The following is a 16662-nucleotide window of genomic DNA, read 5'->3' as shown; positions in this document are numbered from 1 at the left end:
GTCCACCCTGCGGGATAGATGCTCCTGCTCCTTGCCGTCCGCGCGGGGTTCGTGTATTTCACTCCGCGACGTCGGGGCGTAGCGCAGTCTGGTCAGCGCGCCAGTTTTGGGTACTGGAGGCCCCCGGTTCGAATCCGGGCGCCCCGACCAACGAAATCAGAACGATGCAACACGCACGTATCAGAGGAGATGCCGCGTCATGAAAGTCCGGATCTACCAGCCGAGCAAAGCGGCCACTCAGTCCGGGCGTGCCAAGACGCATCGTTGGCTGCTCGAGTACGAAATCGAAACCCCGCGCCGTCCGGAGCCGCTGATGGGCTGGATCAGCTCCGGCGACACCCTGAACCAGGTGCGCATCGGCTTCGAAACCTCGGAGGAGGCCGTCGCCTTCGCCAAGCGCAAGGGGTGGGAATACACGGTGCAGGATGCGCCGGTGCGCCGCGTCCGCCCGCGCAACTACGCCGACAACTTCCGCATGGACCGTCCGCGCTTCTGAGCCGGACCGAGGCCCCATAGCTCAGTTGGATAGAGCAATCGCCTTCTAAGCGATAGGTCGCAGGTTCGAATCCTGCTGGGGTCGCCACCTCCCAATCCGGCATTTGCCTCGAGCCGCGCACGCGTCCGCGCCGCTCTCATGGGGTGAAATTCCGCTCACGCGTGTTGCGGCGTTCCGATCGCTTCCGGCATCGGGATGCGTTCGTACACCCAAATGTTCAACAAAGTTATCCCCATATCTCTTTTGGCGTATTCAATGTCGTCAAAAGGCTGCCATCACAGCCTTATGGATTGGATGTCCTGAACATCCAACGGCTTCCCCGCACGGCGGGCACGCTCAAATCGGGGGTATGCAATTTCAGCACTGCCTCTCCAATTGGCTTTCAGACTCATTCACAAAGTTATCCACAGATTTTGGGGATAGCCCGAAAGCGGCGGCGACAGGCCATCCAAAGACGTTCCTTTCCGCTCCTCCATTGCATTGGCGGCGCAAGGAACCGCGTCCTCGTCGACTGCGTTTCATGGAACGCTTCGGCAGTCCCATGCCGTCCGCCGAACGTGCGAGGTGATGTCTTGGTGGGTTGGGTCGTCAAAACGCTGTTGCTGTGCTTCGTGGTCGGGTTGGTCCTGTCCTTCCTGGACATCGATCCCGCAAATATCCTGACCAACAGTTGGAGCACCATCCAGGAGATCGCGCGGCTGGCCGCGGATCTGTTCCATTGGGCGCTGCCCTACATTCTCATCGGTGCGGTGATCGTCGTGCCGCTGTCCATACTGGCGGCGGTCATGCGCTGGACGCGCACGCGGCACCGCCCATGAAACAGGCGGTTCGCTTCTCTACCCGGACAAGAAAAAACCGGAGATTCCATCGAATCTCCGGCTAAGTGAATACAGGGAGGGTTAGAGACAAGGAGTGTTTATCCGTTCGGCATATCCGCTTCGTTGATCTACATCAACCTACGCTAATTTTCTCGATTCGCTTCAACCGGATGCGGCTTGTACAGGACACGATTTATCTGCGCACAAAAAAATAGCCGAGGGTTCCAATGGAACCCCCGGCATAGGCGAATACAGGGAGGGTTAGAGACAAGAGCGTTGTACCTCTTCCCGCCCCCCTGCACGTTGACATAGATCAAAAGCTTTTCGCATTGCAGCGAAGGTTTAGCGTCTTACCGATGTCCATGCCCGTAGAGAATGGAAGGGTCGGTTTCAACATCCTGAATAACTTCAAGTTTTCCGTCACGCACCGCTCGGTAGAAACAACTGCGCCGACCGGTGTGACAAGCCACGCCGTCCTGCTCCACGATCAGCAGCAGGGTATCGCCGTCGCAATCGACCCGGAAATCCTTCAGCCGTTGCATCTGGCCGGAGGTTTCGCCTTTGCGCCACAGCCCCTTGCGCGACCGCGACCAATAGCAGACGCGGCCCGTGCGCAAGGTCTCCAGAACGGCTTCGCGGTTCATCCAGGCCATCATCAGGATTTCGCCGGTTCCGTCCGCCTGGGCAATGGCCGGAACCAACCCATCGGTGTTGAAAGAGATGGCGGCGATCACATCCTCGAACGCGGTGGCGTCCGTCATGGTCCGATCCTCGTGCTTGTGCGGCGTATCGCCGGGAAGCCCGTCACAGGGCGTTGTTCAGGCGGGTGAAGGCGCCATCGAGATCCCTGATGAGATCGTCCACATCCTCCAACCCGGCATGGAGGCGCAGCACGGTGCCGGGATCGGTCCAGCGGGTGGCGGTGCGGACGGCGGCGGGGCGTACCGGCAGGATCAGGCTTTCGAACCCGCCCCAGCTATAGCCCAAACCGAACAGCTCCATGGAATCCAGCATCGCCGACAGGGCCGGCTTGGGCACCGGGTTCATGACCACGGAAAACAGGCCGGAACTGCGCCCGATGTCCCGCTTCCAGATGTCGTGGCCCGGGCAGTCCGGGAAGGCCGGATGCAGGACGCGCGTCACCTCGGGCCGCTTCGACAGCCAGTCGGCCAGGGCGAGCGCGCTTTCCTCGTGCCGTTTCAGGCGGACGGACAGGGTGCGCAGGCCGCGCAACCCCAGATAGAGGTCGTCGGGTCCGGCGCAGGTGCCCGTGCGGGTGGCGGCCTTCTTCACGGCCAGCCAGCTTCCCTCGTCGGCGCAGGCGATCACGCCCAGCATCGCGTCGGCGTGGCCGACCATGTATTTGGTGGCCGCGTGGATGGAGATGTCCACCCCATGCCGCAACGGCTGGAAGAAGAGGGGGGTCGCCCAGGTGTTGTCGATCATCACCGTGGCGCCCCCGGCCTTGGCAGCGGCGGCGATGGCCGGAACGTCCTGCACCTCGAAGGTCAGGGAGCCCGGCGATTCGAGGAACACGACGCTGGTGTTCGGCCTGAGAAGGGCGGCGATTCCGGCACCGACGGTGGGGTCGAAATACTCGACCTCCACGCCGTAGGGGACCAGCGTGTCGTTGGCGAACCGGCGGGTCGGACCATAGGCGCTGTCGGTGATCAGCACATGGTCGCCGGCCTTGGTGAAGGCCAGCAGAGCGGTGGCGATGGCGTTCAGGCCGGACCCCGTGTTGACCGCCCGATAGGCGCCTTCGAGTTCCGCCACCGCCTGTTCGAAAGCCGCCGTCGTGGGGGTTCCGACGCGCCCGTAGTTGACGGTGTCGAAGGGCGTCCGGTCGCTCGCCTCAAGCGCCGCCAGAGTCGGGAACAGCACGGTCGAGCAGTGGTAGACCGGCGGATTCACGATTCCGTGATTGTCGCGCGGGCTGCGCCCGGTGTGACCGAGGACCGTATCTTTTCGTGCGTCTTTCATGGGTCTTTCCGCAACAACAGCGACGTTGGCCGTATCCTGACAGTCCGAGATTGTCCCGGCCAAGGAAGATTCTTTTACCTAAGCCTCTGTAAGGGATAACCAATCCAAATGCACGGCTTAAGGATGATTCGACAAGCCGGATGCTGTTGGTGCACTCTTGTCACATGCGCGTGGCCGCCATGCGGAGCGTGCATTGCATGAACCTAAGCGTAAAAACGCAAGAACAGGGTGGAGCATAAGATGAAATCGGGAATCCTCGCCGCTGCCGTCGCAGCCGTGGTGTTCGGCGCCGCCAGCGGTGCCCAGGCTGGTCCGACTCTGGACGCCGTCAAGGGCCGCGGCTTCGTTCAGTGCGGCGTGAACGCCGGGCTTCCGGGCTTCGGCAACCCCGACAGCGCGGGCAACTGGACCGGCCTCGACGTTGATTACTGCCGCGCGGTCGCGGTTGCGCTGTTCAACGATCCGAACAAGGTCAAGTTCACCCCGCTGTCGGCCCAGCAGCGCTTCCCCGCCATCCAGTCGGGCGAAGTCGATCTGCTGTCGCGCAACACCACCGTGACCCTGACCCGCGACACCTCGGTCGGCCTGAACTTCGCCCCGGTCACTTACTATGACGGCCAGGGCTTCATGGTGAACAAGAAGCTCGGCGTGAAGAGCGCCAAGGAGCTGAACGGCGCCACCGTCTGCGTCCAGGCCGGGACCACGACCGAGCTGAATCTGGCGGACTATTTCCGCACCAACAACATGTCCTACAACCCGGTCGTCATCGAGTCGAACGACGAGGTGAACGCCGCCTACTTCGCCGGCCGCTGCGACGTGCTGACGACCGACGCCTCCGGCCTGGCCGGCACCCGCGCCGGCGTGGCGCCGGTTCCGGACGACCACGTCATCCTGCCGGAAATCATCTCCAAGGAGCCGCTGGCCCCCGCCGTCCGCCACGGTGACGACCAGTGGTTCGACGTGGTGAAGTGGACCGTCTACGCCACCATCCAGGCGGAGGAGATGGGCATCACCTCCAAGAACGTCGACGAGTTCGTGAACAGCAAGAACCCGGAGATCCAGCGTCTCCTGGGCAGCTCGCCGGGCATGGGCAAGGCGCTCGGCCTCGATGAGAAGTGGGCCTACAACATCATCAAGACCGTGGGCAACTACGGCGAGATCTTCGAGCGCAACGTCGGCCTCAAGACCCCGCTGAAACTCGAGCGCGGTCTGAACGCCCTGTGGACCAACGGCGGTCTGCAGTACTCGATGCCGATCCGCTAAGGCGGGAAAGGGGGACCGCGGACCACAGGGAGGCCCGCGGTCCTTCCTTTTTACGGCTTCATGACGGCGGGCAAGGCGGCTCCAGGGCGACAAGAATCAAGGCCCGTGCCGCAGGCCCGTTTGGGAGACGATTTACGTGGCGCAAGCGTGCGGCGGACGTTCGGGAGGCGGCCGGCGCCCTTATGCCATGCTGGTGAGGGGAGAGAACCGTGGCCAGCAAGACCCGGGACACCGCGCGCCCAAGCGCGCACGGCGGTGTTTCATTTTCCCTCAGCGACCCGACGGTCCGTGCCGTGTTCTACCAGATTCTGGTGGTCGGCATCGTCGTCGCGGTCGGCTGGTTCCTGATTCACAACACGCTCGACAACCTGTCGAAGCGGTCCATCGCGACGGGATTTGGATTCCTGGAGCGCGAGGCCTCATTCGGCATCGGTGAGAGCCTGATCGACTACCACCCGCGGGACAGCTATGGCCGGGCCTTCCTGGTCGGCGTTCTGAACACGCTGAAGGTGTCGATCATCGGCGTCGTCCTGGCAACCGTGCTGGGCACGCTGATCGGCGTCGCCCGCCTGTCGAGCAACTGGCTGATCGCCAAGCTGGCCTCCACCTACGTGGAGATCGTCCGAAACATCCCGCCGCTGCTCCAGCTCTTCTTCTGGTACGCGCTGGTCTCGGAGAGCATGCCGCCGGTGCGGCAGGCGCTGAACCCGATCCCCGGCGTCTTCCTGTCGCAACGCGGCCTGTTCATGCCGGTGCCCGCCGCCGACCCGGTGTGGGCGCACATGGGCTTCGCGCTCGCCATCGCGGTGATCGCCGTGATCTTCCTGCGGCGTTGGGCCAAGACCCGGCAGGAGCGGACGGGCCAGCCCTTCCCGACCGGCTGGGCGACGCTCGGCCTTCTGGTCGGGCTTCCGCTGATCGCCTACATCGCCGGCGGCGCACCGACGGCGATGGACGTTCCGAAACTGCAGGGCTTCAACTTCGTTGGCGGCGTGGTCATCACGCCGGAGTTCTTCGCGATCCTGGTCGGTCTGGTCGTCTACACCTCCGCCTTCATCGCCGAGGTGGTGCGCAGCGGCATCCTGGCGGTCAACTGGGGCCAGACGGAGGCATCGCGCGCTCTCGGGCTCGACAGCGGCAAGACGCTGCGGCTGGTCGTGCTGCCGCAGGCGCTGCGGGTGATCGTGCCGCCGCTGACCAGCCAGTATCTGAACCTGACCAAGAACAGTTCTCTGGCGCTCGCCATCGGCTACCCGGATCTGGTGTCGATCGCCAACACGACGCTGAACCAGACCGGTCAGGCGATCGAGGGCGTGGCGATGATCATGGGCACCTATCTGGTCATCAGCCTGGGCATCTCGCTCTTCATGAACTGGTACAACAAGCGCATCGCGCTGGTGGAGCGCTGACGGACATGACAGACAACGTCCATACCGGCAACGTCCATACCGGAAGCATCCCCGACGAGCGTCCGCCGGCCAACACCGTCGGTCCCGTGGCGTGGCTTCGCAACAACCTGTTCAACACCTGGTACAACGCTCTCCTGACGATCCTGATCGCCTGGCTGCTGTTCAAGGCGATCCCGCCGCTTCTCGACTGGCTGATCTTCAGCGCCAACAGCTTCGGCACGCCGCCGCAGGTGTGCCGGCAGGAGGGCGGCGCCTGCTGGACCTTCGTCAGCGAGAAGCTGCGCTTCGTCATGTTCGGAACCTTCCCGTACGACGAGCAGTGGCGGCCCCTGGTCACCATCGTGATCATCATCGCGCTGGTGCTGGTCAGTTGTGACCGGCGCTTCTGGAAGCCCTGGCTGGGCCTTCTGTGGGTCGCCGGCCTGACCGCGGTCGGCGTCCTGATGTGGGGCGGCGTGCTGGGGCTGACCTACGTCGAGAACACGCTGTGGGGCGGCCTGCCGCTGACGCTGATGCTGTCGGTGATCGGCCTGTCCGTGGCCTTCCCGGTGTCGGTCCTGCTGGCGCTGGGGCGGCGGTCGCAGCTTCCGGCGATCCGCGTGATCTCGGTGACCTACATCGAGCTGATCCGCGGCGTGCCGCTGATCAGCCTGCTTTTCATGGCGTCGGTGATGTTCCCGCTGTTCCTGCCGACCGGCGTGAACTTCGACAAGCTGCTGCGCGCCCAGATCGCCTTCATCATGTTCGCCGCCGCCTATATGGCGGAAGCGATCCGCGGCGGTCTCCAGGCGATTCCCAAGGGCCAGTACGAGGCGGCGGACGCGCTGGGCCTGAACTATTGGCAGGCGATGCGCAAGATCATCCTGCCGCAGGCGCTCGCCATTTCCATCCCGCCGCTGGTGAACACCTTCATCAGCTTCTTCAAGGACACGTCGCTGGTCATCATCATCGGCCTCTACGACCTGCTGGGCACCGCCAAGGCGGCGCTGTCCGACCCGGCGTGGCGCGGCTTCTACCGCGAGGCGTACCTGTTCATCGGCGTCATCTACTGGGTGTTCTGCTACTCGATGTCCAAATACAGCCAAAAGCTCGAACGCGACCTGCGTCGCGGACACCGTCGTTGAGGGAAAGGGGAAAAGAGATGACCATGGCCCAGACCGCCGGCGCCGCACGCAGCTTCGCCAAGGGCGACGAAATCATCCAGTGCCGCGGCGTGCACAAGTGGTACGGCGAGTTCCACGTCCTGAAGAACATCGACCTGTCGGTGTCCAAGGGGGAGCGGATCGTGATCTGCGGTCCCTCCGGCTCCGGCAAATCGACCATGATCCGCTGCCTGAACCGGCTTGAGGAGCATCAGAAAGGCTCCATCGTCGTCGACGGCATCGAGCTGACCGGCAACCTGAAGAACATCGAGCTGGTCCGCCGCGAAGTCGGCATGGTGTTCCAGCACTTCAACCTGTTCCCGCACCTGACGGTGCTGGAGAATTGCACGCTCGCCCCCATCTGGGTCCGCAAGAAGCCGAAGGCCGAGGCGGAAGAGCTGGCGATGCGTTACCTGAACCGGGTGCGCATCGCGGAGCAGGCGCACAAGTATCCCGGCCAGTTGTCCGGTGGGCAGCAGCAGCGCGTCGCTATCGCCCGCTCGCTGTGCATGAGCCCGAAGGTGATGCTGTTCGACGAGCCGACCTCCGCCCTCGACCCCGAGATGGTGAAGGAGGTGCTGGACGTCATGATCGGGCTGGCCGAGGACGGCATGACCATGCTCTGCGTCACGCACGAGATGGGCTTCGCCAAGTCGGTCGCCGACCGCGTGATCTTCATGGACCGCGGTGAGATCGTCGAGCAGAACACGCCCAACGAGTTCTTCAACAACCCGCAGTCGGAACGGACGCGGCTGTTCCTCAGCCAGATCCTGAACCACTGACGCGTCGTCACCGCGCCGGAATGGGCCGGAATGGATTGTTCCGGCGCGGTAAACCAACGCAACCCCCACGCGACGCTGGCGGGTTGTGCCGGTTTCAGGTTCAATGCTGCCCGTTCGTGCTGTTGCCATCCTGCACAACGGAGTCTGCCTGATGGAGCTGCTGAGTCCCCGTCCCGGAATCGGTCAGATCAAGCCCTACCGGCCCAACCGTCCTCCCGAGGATGGCGGCGCCTGGGTCGATCTGTCGCTGACGGTCAACCCGCTGGGGCCGGGGCGGAAGGCGCTCACCGCCTACCGCCACATGGCGACGCAGATCCACCGCTATCCGGACTGGTCGCAGGACCGGCTGCGCCACGCCATCGCGCGCCGCTACGATCTGGACGCCAACCACATCACCTGCTCCAGCGGCTCCGACGAGATGATCCATCTCGTGACCCAGGCCTTCGCCGGGCCGGGGGACGAGGTTCTGTGCCACGAGCATGGCTACCGTGGCTTCATGAAGGCCATCCGCGCGGCGGGCGCGACCCCGGTGGTCACGGCGGAGCGGGATCTGGTCGTGGATGTGGAGGCCATGATCGACCGGGCCAACGAGAGGACGAAGCTCTGTTTCCTCGCCAACCCGAACAACCCCACCGGCACCTACATCCCGTCCGATCTGGTTCACCGGCTGCGCGCCGGCCTGCCGCCGCACACGCTTCTGGTTCTGGATTCCGCCTACGCCGACTATTGCCGCCGCGACAACTACAGCGACGGGACGGAGATCGTCGAGCACTCCGACAACGTGCTGATGGTGCGCACCTTTTCCAAGCTGCACGGGCTGGCCGGGCTGCGCGTCGGCTGGGCCTATGGTCCGGCGGGCGTGATCGAGGCGATCAACCAGACGCGCGGCCCCTTCAACGTCGGCATCGCCGCCCAGGCCGCGGCGGAAGCCGCCATCGGGGACACCGAGCATGAGGAGGCGACCTTCGCCCACAACAGCGCGTGGTTGCCCTGGCTGAGCCACGAGCTGGAGCAACTCGGCGTGCGCGTCTATCCCAGCGTCTGCAACTTCATCCTGGCGCGCATCCCGACCGACCCGTCGCTGGGCGTGCAGGCGGTGCTGGACCATCTGGCCCGCCGGGGCATCCTGGTGAAGCCGACCCAGGATTACGGATTGGCCGACTGCCTGCGGATCACCGTTGGGCTGGAGGAGGAAAACCGGGCTCTGGTGGCCGCTCTGGGAGAGATTCTGAGCTGACCTCGTCCTCCGGGGGCTCGGGAACCGGGTCCGGGTGCCGGGCGTGTTCGCGGGCGAAGATGAACAGCCCGGAGCCGACGACGATGACGATGCCGAGCAGAGAGAGCAGGTCCGGCCACTCGTCGAAGAAGATCGCCCCGATGGCCAGCGCCCAGAGGATCTGGCTGTATTGGGCCGCCCCCACGCGGTCGGCGGGAGCGTAGGCGGCGGCCAGGGTGAACAGCGCCTGGGCGGCGAACGTCGTCGTCGCGAAGCCGATGGTCAGAATCCATTGATCGCGCGTCGGCCATTCGAAGCCGGGGATCATCAGGAGGCCGGATGCCAGGGCAGTGGACAGGAAGACCGTCCCGATCAGGGTGAAGCGCTTCTCCGAATGCCCGATCATGCGTCCGGTGACCACCACCACGGCGGAGCTGAGGGCGCAGCCCAGCGCCGCGAAATGGCCGGGCAGAAGCTCGCGGAAGCCGGGGCGGGCGACGATCAGCACGCCGATGAAGGCCGCTCCGATGGCCAGCCGGCGGCGCCAGCGCACCGGCTCCTTCAGCACCAGGATCGACAGAAGCGTGACGAGGCTGGGCATCAGGAAGATCATCGCGAAGGCTTCCGCGAAGGGAAGGCTTCGGAACGACATGACGCTGAGCGGGGTGGAGGCCGCCACGAAGATCAGCCGCACCGTCATCAGCCAGGGCCGGTTCCAGCGCAGCAGGTCGCCGATCCGGTCCCCCTTCGTCATGAAGACGGGGGAGAGCAGCAGCGGCAAAATGTAGGCGAAGAAGGTGACTTCGAACGGGTCCAGCCCATGCCCGATTGCCTTCACCAGCGCATCGCCCCAGGCGAAGAAGGCGAAGGCCAGGAACGCGAACAGGATGCCCTTCATCATGGCGTCGGATTCCTGGCCGTGGGAGGACCCGTGAGGGGGATTATTCGATGATCGGCCTACTCGATGATCGGCCTACTCGATGATCGGAATGTGCGGCGCCGAGGTCCGCGGCAGCCATCCCTGGACACGGGGATCGCGGATCTCGCGGGTCACATGGCGGTAGGGCACGAACCCCATGGACTGGTAGAGCGGCAGCGCCTTCGGATGGTCGAAGGTGCAGGTGTTGACGAGAAGCCGGGCCGTCCCGCCCTGCCAAGCCAGCCGGATCGCGGTGTCGAGCAGCCAGGGGCCGAGGCGCAGACCGATGAAGTCCGGGATCAGCCCGAAATAGGCCAGATCGGTGTCCTCGTCCCGCCGGTCGATCTCGGCATAGCCGGCAGGCGTGCCGTTCACATGGAGGACCCAGATCTCCACCCGCGGGTCGGTGACGATGCGTCCCAATTCCGGCATCGGCATGCGCCGCCGCTCATGCCACAACCAGGGCTCGCCCACCGTGTCGTAGAGATAGCGGTAATAGGAGGCGGTCGGCGGGTTGGCCCGCACCACCGCCACGTCGCCCGCCGGGCGGGGCAGGGGCGCATGGGCCGGCGGCGCCGTCATCTCCAGATAGGTGACGATGACGGACAGGCAGCCGGGCGGAACCGGCGCCGCGCTCCGGGAGGACGGCAGGGACGATGACGGGGACGACCGGAGGGGCGGCGTCAGGGAGAATCGGTCTTCAGCCATTTCTGCATCACGGTAACGGGACCGGTGGCATAGCCCAGCCGCTCATAGAACGCCACCACGGCGTGGTTCGTCGCGCGTACCATGAGTTGCGCCTTGGGCATACCTGCCTCGCGCAGCCAGCCCTCCGCCGCCGCGACGAGCGCCCGCCCGTACCCGCAGCCGCGTCGGGCGGGGTCGACCGCCAGATAGTAGAACCAGCCCCGGTGCCCGTCGTGCCCCACCATGACGGACGCGACGGTCCGGCCTTCCTCGCTGCCGATCAGGATCGTCGCGTTCGGCTTCGACACGGCGAGCGCGATGTCGGCCACCGGGTCGTTCCACGGCACCACGAGGTTGCAGGCGGTCCACAGCGCCACCACGTCGTCGCGGTCCGCCGCCTCATAGGAGCGGATGCTCAGCGCGCCGCTCACCGCGTCACCGGTCCAGCTTCCAGAGGCAGGTCGGCGCGCAGGCCCCACTCCGCCCAAGACCCGTCATAGACGGCCACGTCCTCCTTGCCGGCGGCGGCCAGCCCGAGCGCGATGACGCAGGCGGTCACGCCGCTGCCGCAGGAGGCGACGACGGGACGCTCCAGATCGAGACCGGCCCCCTTCGCCCGCTCCGCGATGGTTTCGGGCGGCAGCAAGGTCTTGCTCTCCGGATCGATCAGGTCGGTGAAGGGCAGGTTGAAGCTGCCGGGGATGCGTCCGCTGCGGCGGCCCGGCCAGGGTTCGGCGACGGCGCCCTCGTACCGGTTGGCGGCGCGGGCATCCACCACCTGATCCGCATGCGAGTCGATGTTGGTGAGCACATCGTCGGCCCGGCGCAGCAGGCCGGGTTGCAGCGACGCCGTGAAGTCCGCCGGGGCGGGACTGGCCGGTCCGGATTCGTTGGGCCGCCCCTCCGCGATCCATTTCGGCAGACCGCCGTCCAGGACGGCGACGCGGTTGTGCCCGAACAGGCGGAACATCCACCAGACGCGCGCCGCGGCGGTCGCCATGCCGGCGCTGTCGTAGACGACCACCGTATCCCCGCTGCCGACCCCCAGCGCCCCCACCTTGGCGGCGAAGGTCGCCTCGTCCGGCACCATGTGCGGAAGCGGGTGCGTGTCCGGCTGCGCCACGTCGTCGATGTCGATGCGCACCGCGCCGGGGATGTGCCGCTCCAGGAACTCGGCGTCCGGGTCGCGGTCCGAGCCGGGCATGAACCATGAAGCGTCAAGGACGCGCAGGCCCGGCTGGTTCAGGCGCTCCGCCAGCCATCCCGTCGGGACGATGGGGCCGGGGAGGGTGAGGGTGTTCTGCGATTCGGTCATGGACTGTCCTCCCCGTTCAATCCCGGAGCGCGACGATCACGCGCCGGTTCTGCTTGCCCTTGTTCTCGATCTTCACGACGTCCAAGCCGCCGATCTCGCCCAGCCGCTTCACATGGGTGCCGCCGCAAGGCTGACGGTCCACCCCGGCGATGTCCACCAGCCGGACGCGGCCATGGCCGCGCGGCGGCTTCACCGTCAGGGTGCGGATCAGGTCGGGGTTGGCGTCAAGCTCCTCGTCGGTGATCCAGAGGGAGCCGACGGGCGTGTCCGCGGCGACGAGCCGGTTCAGAGCCGCCGCGATGGCCTCCTTGTCCAGCCCTTCGGTCGGAACGTTGAAGTCCACGCGGCTGCGCTCCGCCCCCACCTGGGCGCCGGTGATCGACGCCCCGGGCAGGACCGCGCAGACGAGGTGAAGCGCCGTGTGCATCCGCATGTGGCGGTGCCGCCGATCCCAATCGATCTCCGCCTCCACCGGCGTGCCGGGAGCGGGCAGGCGGGCGCCGGATTCGGGCACATGGACCACGTCGTCCGGCCCGTCGCCCTTCACCGTGTCCACGATGCGCAGCGTTGCGCCATCGAAGCGCAACAGGCCGGTGTCGCCCGGCTGACCGCCGCCGTTGGGGTAGAAGACCGTCCGGTCCAGCCGGATGCCCCGCTCGTCCACGGCGGTCACGGTGGCGGTGCAGGAGACGGCGTAGGCGTCCTCGCGGAAGATCAGTTCCATGGAACCTCGGGTGCGTTTACGAATCCAGCCAGTCGGGCACAGGCAGATTCTTCTCACGCAGGAACTCGGGATTAAAGAGCTTCGATTGGTACCGCTGCCCTCCGTCGCAGAGAATCGTCACGATGGTGTGCCCCGGCCCCATCTCCTTCGCGATTCGGATGGCCGCCGCCACGTTGATTCCGCTTGAGCCGCCCAACACCAACCCCTGAGTCTTGATGAGGTCGAAGATGATCGGCAGGGCTTCCTCGTCGGGGATCTGCATCGCCTGATCGACGGGAGCGCCTTCCAGGTTGGCGGTGATCCGGCCCTGGCCGATGCCTTCGGTGATGGAGCTGCCCTCCGCCTTCAACGTCCCATGGGCGTAGTGGTGGTAGAGCGCGGCGCCCATCGGGTCGGCCAGCACGATGCGGACGTCCGGGTTCCGCTCCTTCAGCGCCAGCCCGACGCCGGCCAACGTGCCGCCGCTGCCCACCGCGCAGGTGAAGGCGTCGATCCGCCCCTCGGTCTGGTCCCAGATTTCCGGCCCGGTGGTCAGGCGGTGGCCTTCGCGGTTCGCCACATTGTCGAACTGGTTGGCCCAGACGGCGCCGTTCGGCTCGGTCTTCGCAAGTTCCTCCGCCAGACGGCCCGAGTAGCGGACATAATTGTCGGGGTTGGAGTAGGGCACCGCCGGGACGAGGCGAAGGTCGGCGCCGATCAGGCGCAGCATGTCCTTCTTCTCCTGGCTCTGCGTCTCCGGCATCACGATCACGGTGCGGTAGCCGAGCGCGTTGCCGACCAGAGCCAGCCCGATGCCGGTGTTGCCCGCCGTGCCTTCCACGATGGTCCCGCCGGGACGCAGCAGCCCCCGGCGCTCGGCGTCGCGGACGATGGCCAGCGCCGCGCGGTCCTTCACCGATCCGCCGGGGTTCAGGAACTCCGCCTTGCCCAGGATCTCGCATCCCGTGGCCTTCGAAGGCCCTTCCAGCCGAATCAGCGGCGTGTTGCCGATGGAGCCGATGAAGCCGGTGCGGATGTCCACGGAGTGTCTCCCGAAACGATTGATGAACCGGGCAACACTATCGGGGTCCGCACCAGGGAATTCAAGGCGGGCTTGTGAAATTCAGTATTGAACATTTTCTGAATGTTCTTTAGGTCCGGCTCCATTGGGTCCGCAGCCGCTCGCGGTTCCGCGCGAACCAGCCCAGCGCAATGATGGCGATGGAATTGTTCAGCCGATTCTCGTCCAGCAGCCGGATGGCCTCGTCGGACGGGACGGTCATGATGCGGATGTCCTCGTGCTCGTCCGCGCAGCCGCCGGTCGCGGCGAGTCCCTGGCTGTCCACCCGGCCGCAGAAGACGGTGACGTGCTCGTCGTAGGCGCCGGGGCTGGGGTAGTAGTCGCAGATCGTTTCGATCTCCTGGATGGTGCAGCCAGCCTCCTCCCCGGCCTCGCGCCGCGCCACCTGCTCGGGGGTCTCGCCGTCGTCCAGCAGACCGGCGACGATTTCCGTCAGCCAGGCCGGGCCACCCGCGGAGGCGGAGCCCACCCGGAACTGCTCGATCAGAACGACGCTGTCCCGGTCGGGATCGTAGAGCAGCACCCCCACGGCCTGTCCGCGCACGCAGACCTCGCGCGGCGGCAGCACGCCGGTCCAGGAGCCGTCGAACTTCTTGTGGCGCAGGCGGTAGACGTCGACCTTCAGATAGCCGTCGTAGGCGGTCTTCCTGTCTTGAACCTCGATGTCCGGGTGTTCCACGGCGCGGCTCCTTGGCTTGCGGGGATGCACGGACCAAGGATGTAGCGCATCAGAAGGTCGGGTTCAGCTTCAGCGTGCTGTAGCGGTCGGCGGACGGGACGGCCACCGGCTCCAGTTTCGGGCCGCGCAGAAGTTCCAAGGGCACGGTGACGCCCGCGGGGCCGAGGTCCCAGACCTTCCGGTAGAAATCCGCCAGCCCCTTCAGCCTCTGGCCGCCGACTCCGACGATCATGTCCCCCGGCCGTATGCCGGCGCCCGCGGCGGGACCCTGCGGGGTGACCCGCTCGACCAGCAGGCGGCCCTGCTCCTCGCGCAGCGTGACGCCCAGCCAGGGGCGCGCCGGCTCCTGCCGCCGCCCGAAGGCCAGCAGGTCGGCCAGGATCGGCTTCAGGGCGGACACCGGAACGAACATGTTGCCGGGAATGCCGCCGTGGGCCGGCACCGCGTCGCGCACGATCAGCGAGCCGATCCCGACCAGCTCGCCCTTGCGGTCGATCAGGGCGGCGCCGTTGAACCCGGTGATCGGCGGCGTGGTGAAGATCGCCTCGTCCAGCAGATACTCCCAATAGCCGGCGAACTCGCGCTTCGCGGCGATCAGCACCGGCTGCACGCCGGTGGAGCCGTGCCGGGTGAGCACCATGGCGCGCTCCCCTTCCTTCAGGGAATCGGAGTCGCCGAGCCGGACCGGGTCGGCGCTGAACCCCATGCCCGCGCGCAACAGGCCGAAACCGCTGGCCTGATCGTAGGCCACGAACTCCGCAGGGTAGCCGCGCCCTTCGCCGGTGGTGACCTGAAGCTGCGACGCTTCCAGAATCGTGTAGCCGATGGTCAGGATCAGGCCCGACCCGTCGATGACGACCCCGGTCCCCTCGCGCTCCGTGCCGAGCGAGCGGGCGCTCTGACTGTCCGGAAGGACGGTGGCCGAGATGCGGACCAGGGCGCCCGCCAGTTTGGCCGCGTCGAGCTGGTCCGCGCGCGAGCCCGTAAGCGGGATAAAGAGGGCGAGGAAAGCCATGGTCCAGGGGATGCGGCGCCAGCGACCCGTCATGCTTCCCTCCCTTGCCGGAATCGGGCCGGGCCGGATGCCGCATCGCTCGATTCCCGGAAGTAAACATGAGCGCCGGCGCGCCGCCATCAAGGGCCGCCATCAAGGGGGCTTCGCGATTCGACGACCGGCGGCGTGTCGGCGGCGTGAAACCTCCGCCCGCCGGGCAGCGTTACCCGGGTCAACGACACCACAAGGAACGGGAACGATGCCGATCAACAGCGAACGCGAACTCGAACAGGCGGTGGCGGAGTTCCAGCGCCTCGCGGAGGCGCCCGCGGGCTCGTCCGAGGAGCGCCGGAAGCTCGAACTGGACGCGGAGATCAAGGCCTTCTACGTCCAGCACTCCGACGACATGCGCAAGGGCAAGCCGCGCCACGAGTGATCCGGCGGAAGCGCACCGACGGCCGCGCATTTCTTCATCGACGCGGAGGGGGCGCCTGACCGACACTGCCGCCGCTCCCGGGCCGGGTCTCCGTCCCGGGACGCTGCCGTTGAAGGAAGGAGCGCGTCCCCACGATGAAGCGAATCGACAACTGCTACACCTGCCTGTTCTGGGAAGGGCAGGGCATCCGCCAGAGGGGACCGAAGGGCGTGTGCCGCCGCTATCCGCCGCAGGTGACTCCGCGCGACACGGAGGGGCGCTTTCCCATCACCCTTTCCACGGACTGGTGCGGCGAATGGAAACGCGACATCGGCGACCCCGCCGTCGAAGCGGCGGACAACCGCCTGATCTACGACGATCCAGAGGCCCGTTAGGAGCCGTTGAAGAGGGGCCGCGTGGTCATCGCGGCATCGGAGTGACCACCATGGACCGCTGGTTTTCCGGCAGCGCCACGTCCCCCCGGACAAGCATCCGGTGCCAGTCGATGCCCAGCAGCGCGACCGCCAGCGCCATGGACAGGGCGATGACCGCCAAGGCCCCGAGCCAACCGCCGCCCCTCTCCGGCCCATCGGACCGCGACGGGTCTTCCTGATTGGGTATGGGCTGCATGGCCATTGGCCGCCTCCACCGCTTAACAGGCGCAATCCCGACTCGCAAGAGATGCTCTGGAACTCTAGCGCCGGGATCGCGGAGGCGGCATCGGACCTTTGGTCGGAACGCGCATTCCTTCGGGTGATGC

Annotated in this window: 20 protein-coding genes and 2 tRNA genes; 11 read left to right on the top strand and 11 right to left on the bottom strand. The window is 66.2% G+C overall.

Going from position 1 to position 16662, the window contains the following annotated elements:
• The first annotated feature begins 72 nt into the window (after positions 1–72).
• The 4 genes from DS843_RS10030 (at position 73) to DS843_RS10015 (ending at position 1314) form a co-directional block, all read left to right on the top strand.
• Positions 73–150: transfer RNA gene (locus DS843_RS10030), tRNA-Pro, on the top strand.
• A gap of 49 nt (positions 151–199) precedes the next feature.
• Entirely contained in the window at positions 200–496 is a 297-nt protein-coding gene (locus DS843_RS10025; protein ID WP_149468745.1) for an ETC complex I subunit, read from the top strand.
• A 10-nt stretch (positions 497–506) separates the two neighbouring features.
• A tRNA-Arg gene (locus DS843_RS10020) sits at positions 507–583 on the top strand.
• A 488-nt stretch (positions 584–1071) separates the two neighbouring features.
• Positions 1072–1314 carry a DUF6460 domain-containing protein gene (locus tag DS843_RS10015; protein ID WP_286192029.1) on the top strand — a complete coding sequence of 81 codons (243 nt, stop codon included), beginning with the start codon at positions 1072–1074 and terminating at the stop codon, positions 1312–1314.
• Between the two features lie 350 nt (positions 1315–1664).
• On the opposite strand, the gene hisI is transcribed toward DS843_RS10015, so the two are convergent.
• Both hisI and metC read right to left on the bottom strand, forming a co-directional pair.
• Complete coding sequence (hisI, locus tag DS843_RS10010) at positions 1665–2075, bottom strand: phosphoribosyl-AMP cyclohydrolase (protein ID WP_149468743.1); 411 nt, start codon at positions 2073–2075, stop codon at positions 1665–1667.
• A gap of 43 nt (positions 2076–2118) precedes the next feature.
• Positions 2119–3297 (bottom strand): cystathionine beta-lyase, encoded by a 1179-nt coding sequence (gene metC / locus DS843_RS10005; protein WP_149468742.1) that lies wholly within the window; start codon positions 3295–3297, stop codon positions 2119–2121.
• 240 nt (positions 3298–3537) lie between these two features.
• On the opposite strand from metC, the gene DS843_RS10000 reads away from it, so the two are divergent.
• The 5 genes from DS843_RS10000 (at position 3538) to DS843_RS09980 (ending at position 9130) form a co-directional block, all read left to right on the top strand.
• Entirely contained in the window at positions 3538–4560 is a 1023-nt protein-coding gene (locus DS843_RS10000; RefSeq protein ID WP_149468741.1) for an amino acid ABC transporter substrate-binding protein, read from the top strand.
• Positions 4561–4769: 209 nt separating this feature from the next.
• A complete protein-coding gene (locus tag DS843_RS09995; protein WP_149468740.1) occupies positions 4770–5969 on the top strand; it encodes an amino acid ABC transporter permease in 1200 nt (399 codons plus the stop codon).
• 5 nt (positions 5970–5974) lie between these two features.
• Positions 5975–7093, top strand: a complete 1119-nt coding sequence (locus DS843_RS09990; protein ID WP_149468739.1) for an amino acid ABC transporter permease — start codon at positions 5975–5977, stop codon at positions 7091–7093.
• Between the two features lie 23 nt (positions 7094–7116).
• Positions 7117–7893, top strand: a complete 777-nt coding sequence (locus tag DS843_RS09985; RefSeq protein ID WP_286192028.1) for an amino acid ABC transporter ATP-binding protein — start codon at positions 7117–7119, stop codon at positions 7891–7893.
• A 151-nt stretch (positions 7894–8044) separates the two neighbouring features.
• Complete coding sequence (locus tag DS843_RS09980; RefSeq protein ID WP_149468738.1) at positions 8045–9130, top strand: pyridoxal phosphate-dependent aminotransferase; 1086 nt, start codon at positions 8045–8047, stop codon at positions 9128–9130.
• On the opposite strand, the gene DS843_RS09975 is transcribed toward DS843_RS09980, so the two are convergent.
• The 8 genes from DS843_RS09975 to DS843_RS09940 form a co-directional block, all read right to left on the bottom strand.
• The gene (locus DS843_RS09975) at positions 9066–10010 is read right to left on the bottom strand and encodes a DMT family transporter (protein WP_149468737.1); all 945 of its coding nucleotides are present in this window, start codon (positions 10008–10010) and stop codon (positions 9066–9068) included. The two genes, DS843_RS09980 and DS843_RS09975, sit on opposite strands and share 65 nt — an antisense overlap.
• A 72-nt stretch (positions 10011–10082) precedes the next feature.
• Positions 10083–10736: a GNAT family N-acetyltransferase gene (locus DS843_RS09970; RefSeq protein ID WP_149468736.1), complete on the bottom strand. Its 654-nt coding sequence runs from the start codon at positions 10734–10736 to the stop codon at positions 10083–10085.
• Positions 10712–11146 carry a GNAT family acetyltransferase gene (locus DS843_RS09965; RefSeq protein WP_149468735.1) on the bottom strand — a complete coding sequence of 145 codons (435 nt, stop codon included), beginning with the start codon at positions 11144–11146 and terminating at the stop codon, positions 10712–10714. Before DS843_RS09965 ends, DS843_RS09970 begins: the two co-directional genes overlap by 25 nt.
• Entirely contained in the window at positions 11143–12030 is an 888-nt protein-coding gene (gene sseA, locus DS843_RS09960) for a 3-mercaptopyruvate sulfurtransferase (RefSeq protein WP_149468734.1), read from the bottom strand. The genes DS843_RS09965 and sseA overlap by 4 nt, the downstream gene beginning before the upstream one ends.
• Positions 12031–12046: 16 nt before the next feature.
• Positions 12047–12754: an alanyl-tRNA editing protein gene (locus tag DS843_RS09955; protein WP_149468733.1), complete on the bottom strand. Its 708-nt coding sequence runs from the start codon at positions 12752–12754 to the stop codon at positions 12047–12049.
• A 16-nt stretch (positions 12755–12770) separates the two neighbouring features.
• On the bottom strand, positions 12771–13775 hold the full coding sequence (locus tag DS843_RS09950) for a cysteine synthase A (protein ID WP_149468732.1): 1005 nt from the start codon (positions 13773–13775) through the stop codon (positions 12771–12773).
• Between the two features lie 109 nt (positions 13776–13884).
• On the bottom strand, positions 13885–14493 hold the full coding sequence (locus DS843_RS09945; RefSeq protein ID WP_149468731.1) for an NUDIX domain-containing protein: 609 nt from the start codon (positions 14491–14493) through the stop codon (positions 13885–13887).
• A 49-nt stretch (positions 14494–14542) separates the two neighbouring features.
• On the bottom strand, positions 14543–15541 hold the full coding sequence (locus DS843_RS09940; RefSeq protein WP_149468730.1) for a S1C family serine protease: 999 nt from the start codon (positions 15539–15541) through the stop codon (positions 14543–14545).
• Positions 15542–15746: 205 nt separating this feature from the next.
• Here DS843_RS09940 and DS843_RS31135 point away from each other — a divergent pair, with 205 nt between their 5' ends.
• Both DS843_RS31135 and DS843_RS09935 read left to right on the top strand, forming a co-directional pair.
• Complete coding sequence (locus DS843_RS31135) at positions 15747–15923, top strand: hypothetical protein (protein WP_167525256.1); 177 nt, start codon at positions 15747–15749, stop codon at positions 15921–15923.
• Between the two features lie 134 nt (positions 15924–16057).
• Entirely contained in the window at positions 16058–16297 is a 240-nt protein-coding gene (locus tag DS843_RS09935; protein WP_149468729.1) for a hypothetical protein, read from the top strand.
• Positions 16298–16322: 25 nt separating this feature from the next.
• On the opposite strand, the gene DS843_RS09930 is transcribed toward DS843_RS09935, so the two are convergent.
• Complete coding sequence (locus DS843_RS09930; protein WP_149468728.1) at positions 16323–16538, bottom strand: hypothetical protein; 216 nt, start codon at positions 16536–16538, stop codon at positions 16323–16325.
• Positions 16539–16662: the final 124 nt, after the last annotated feature.

Source organism: Roseomonas genomospecies 6, assembly GCF_008365375.1.
Classification (GTDB): domain Bacteria; phylum Pseudomonadota; class Alphaproteobacteria; order Azospirillales; family Azospirillaceae; genus Azospirillum.
The sequence above is the reverse complement of the archived record's forward strand: the minus strand, read 5'-3'. Positions and strand labels throughout refer to the sequence as shown.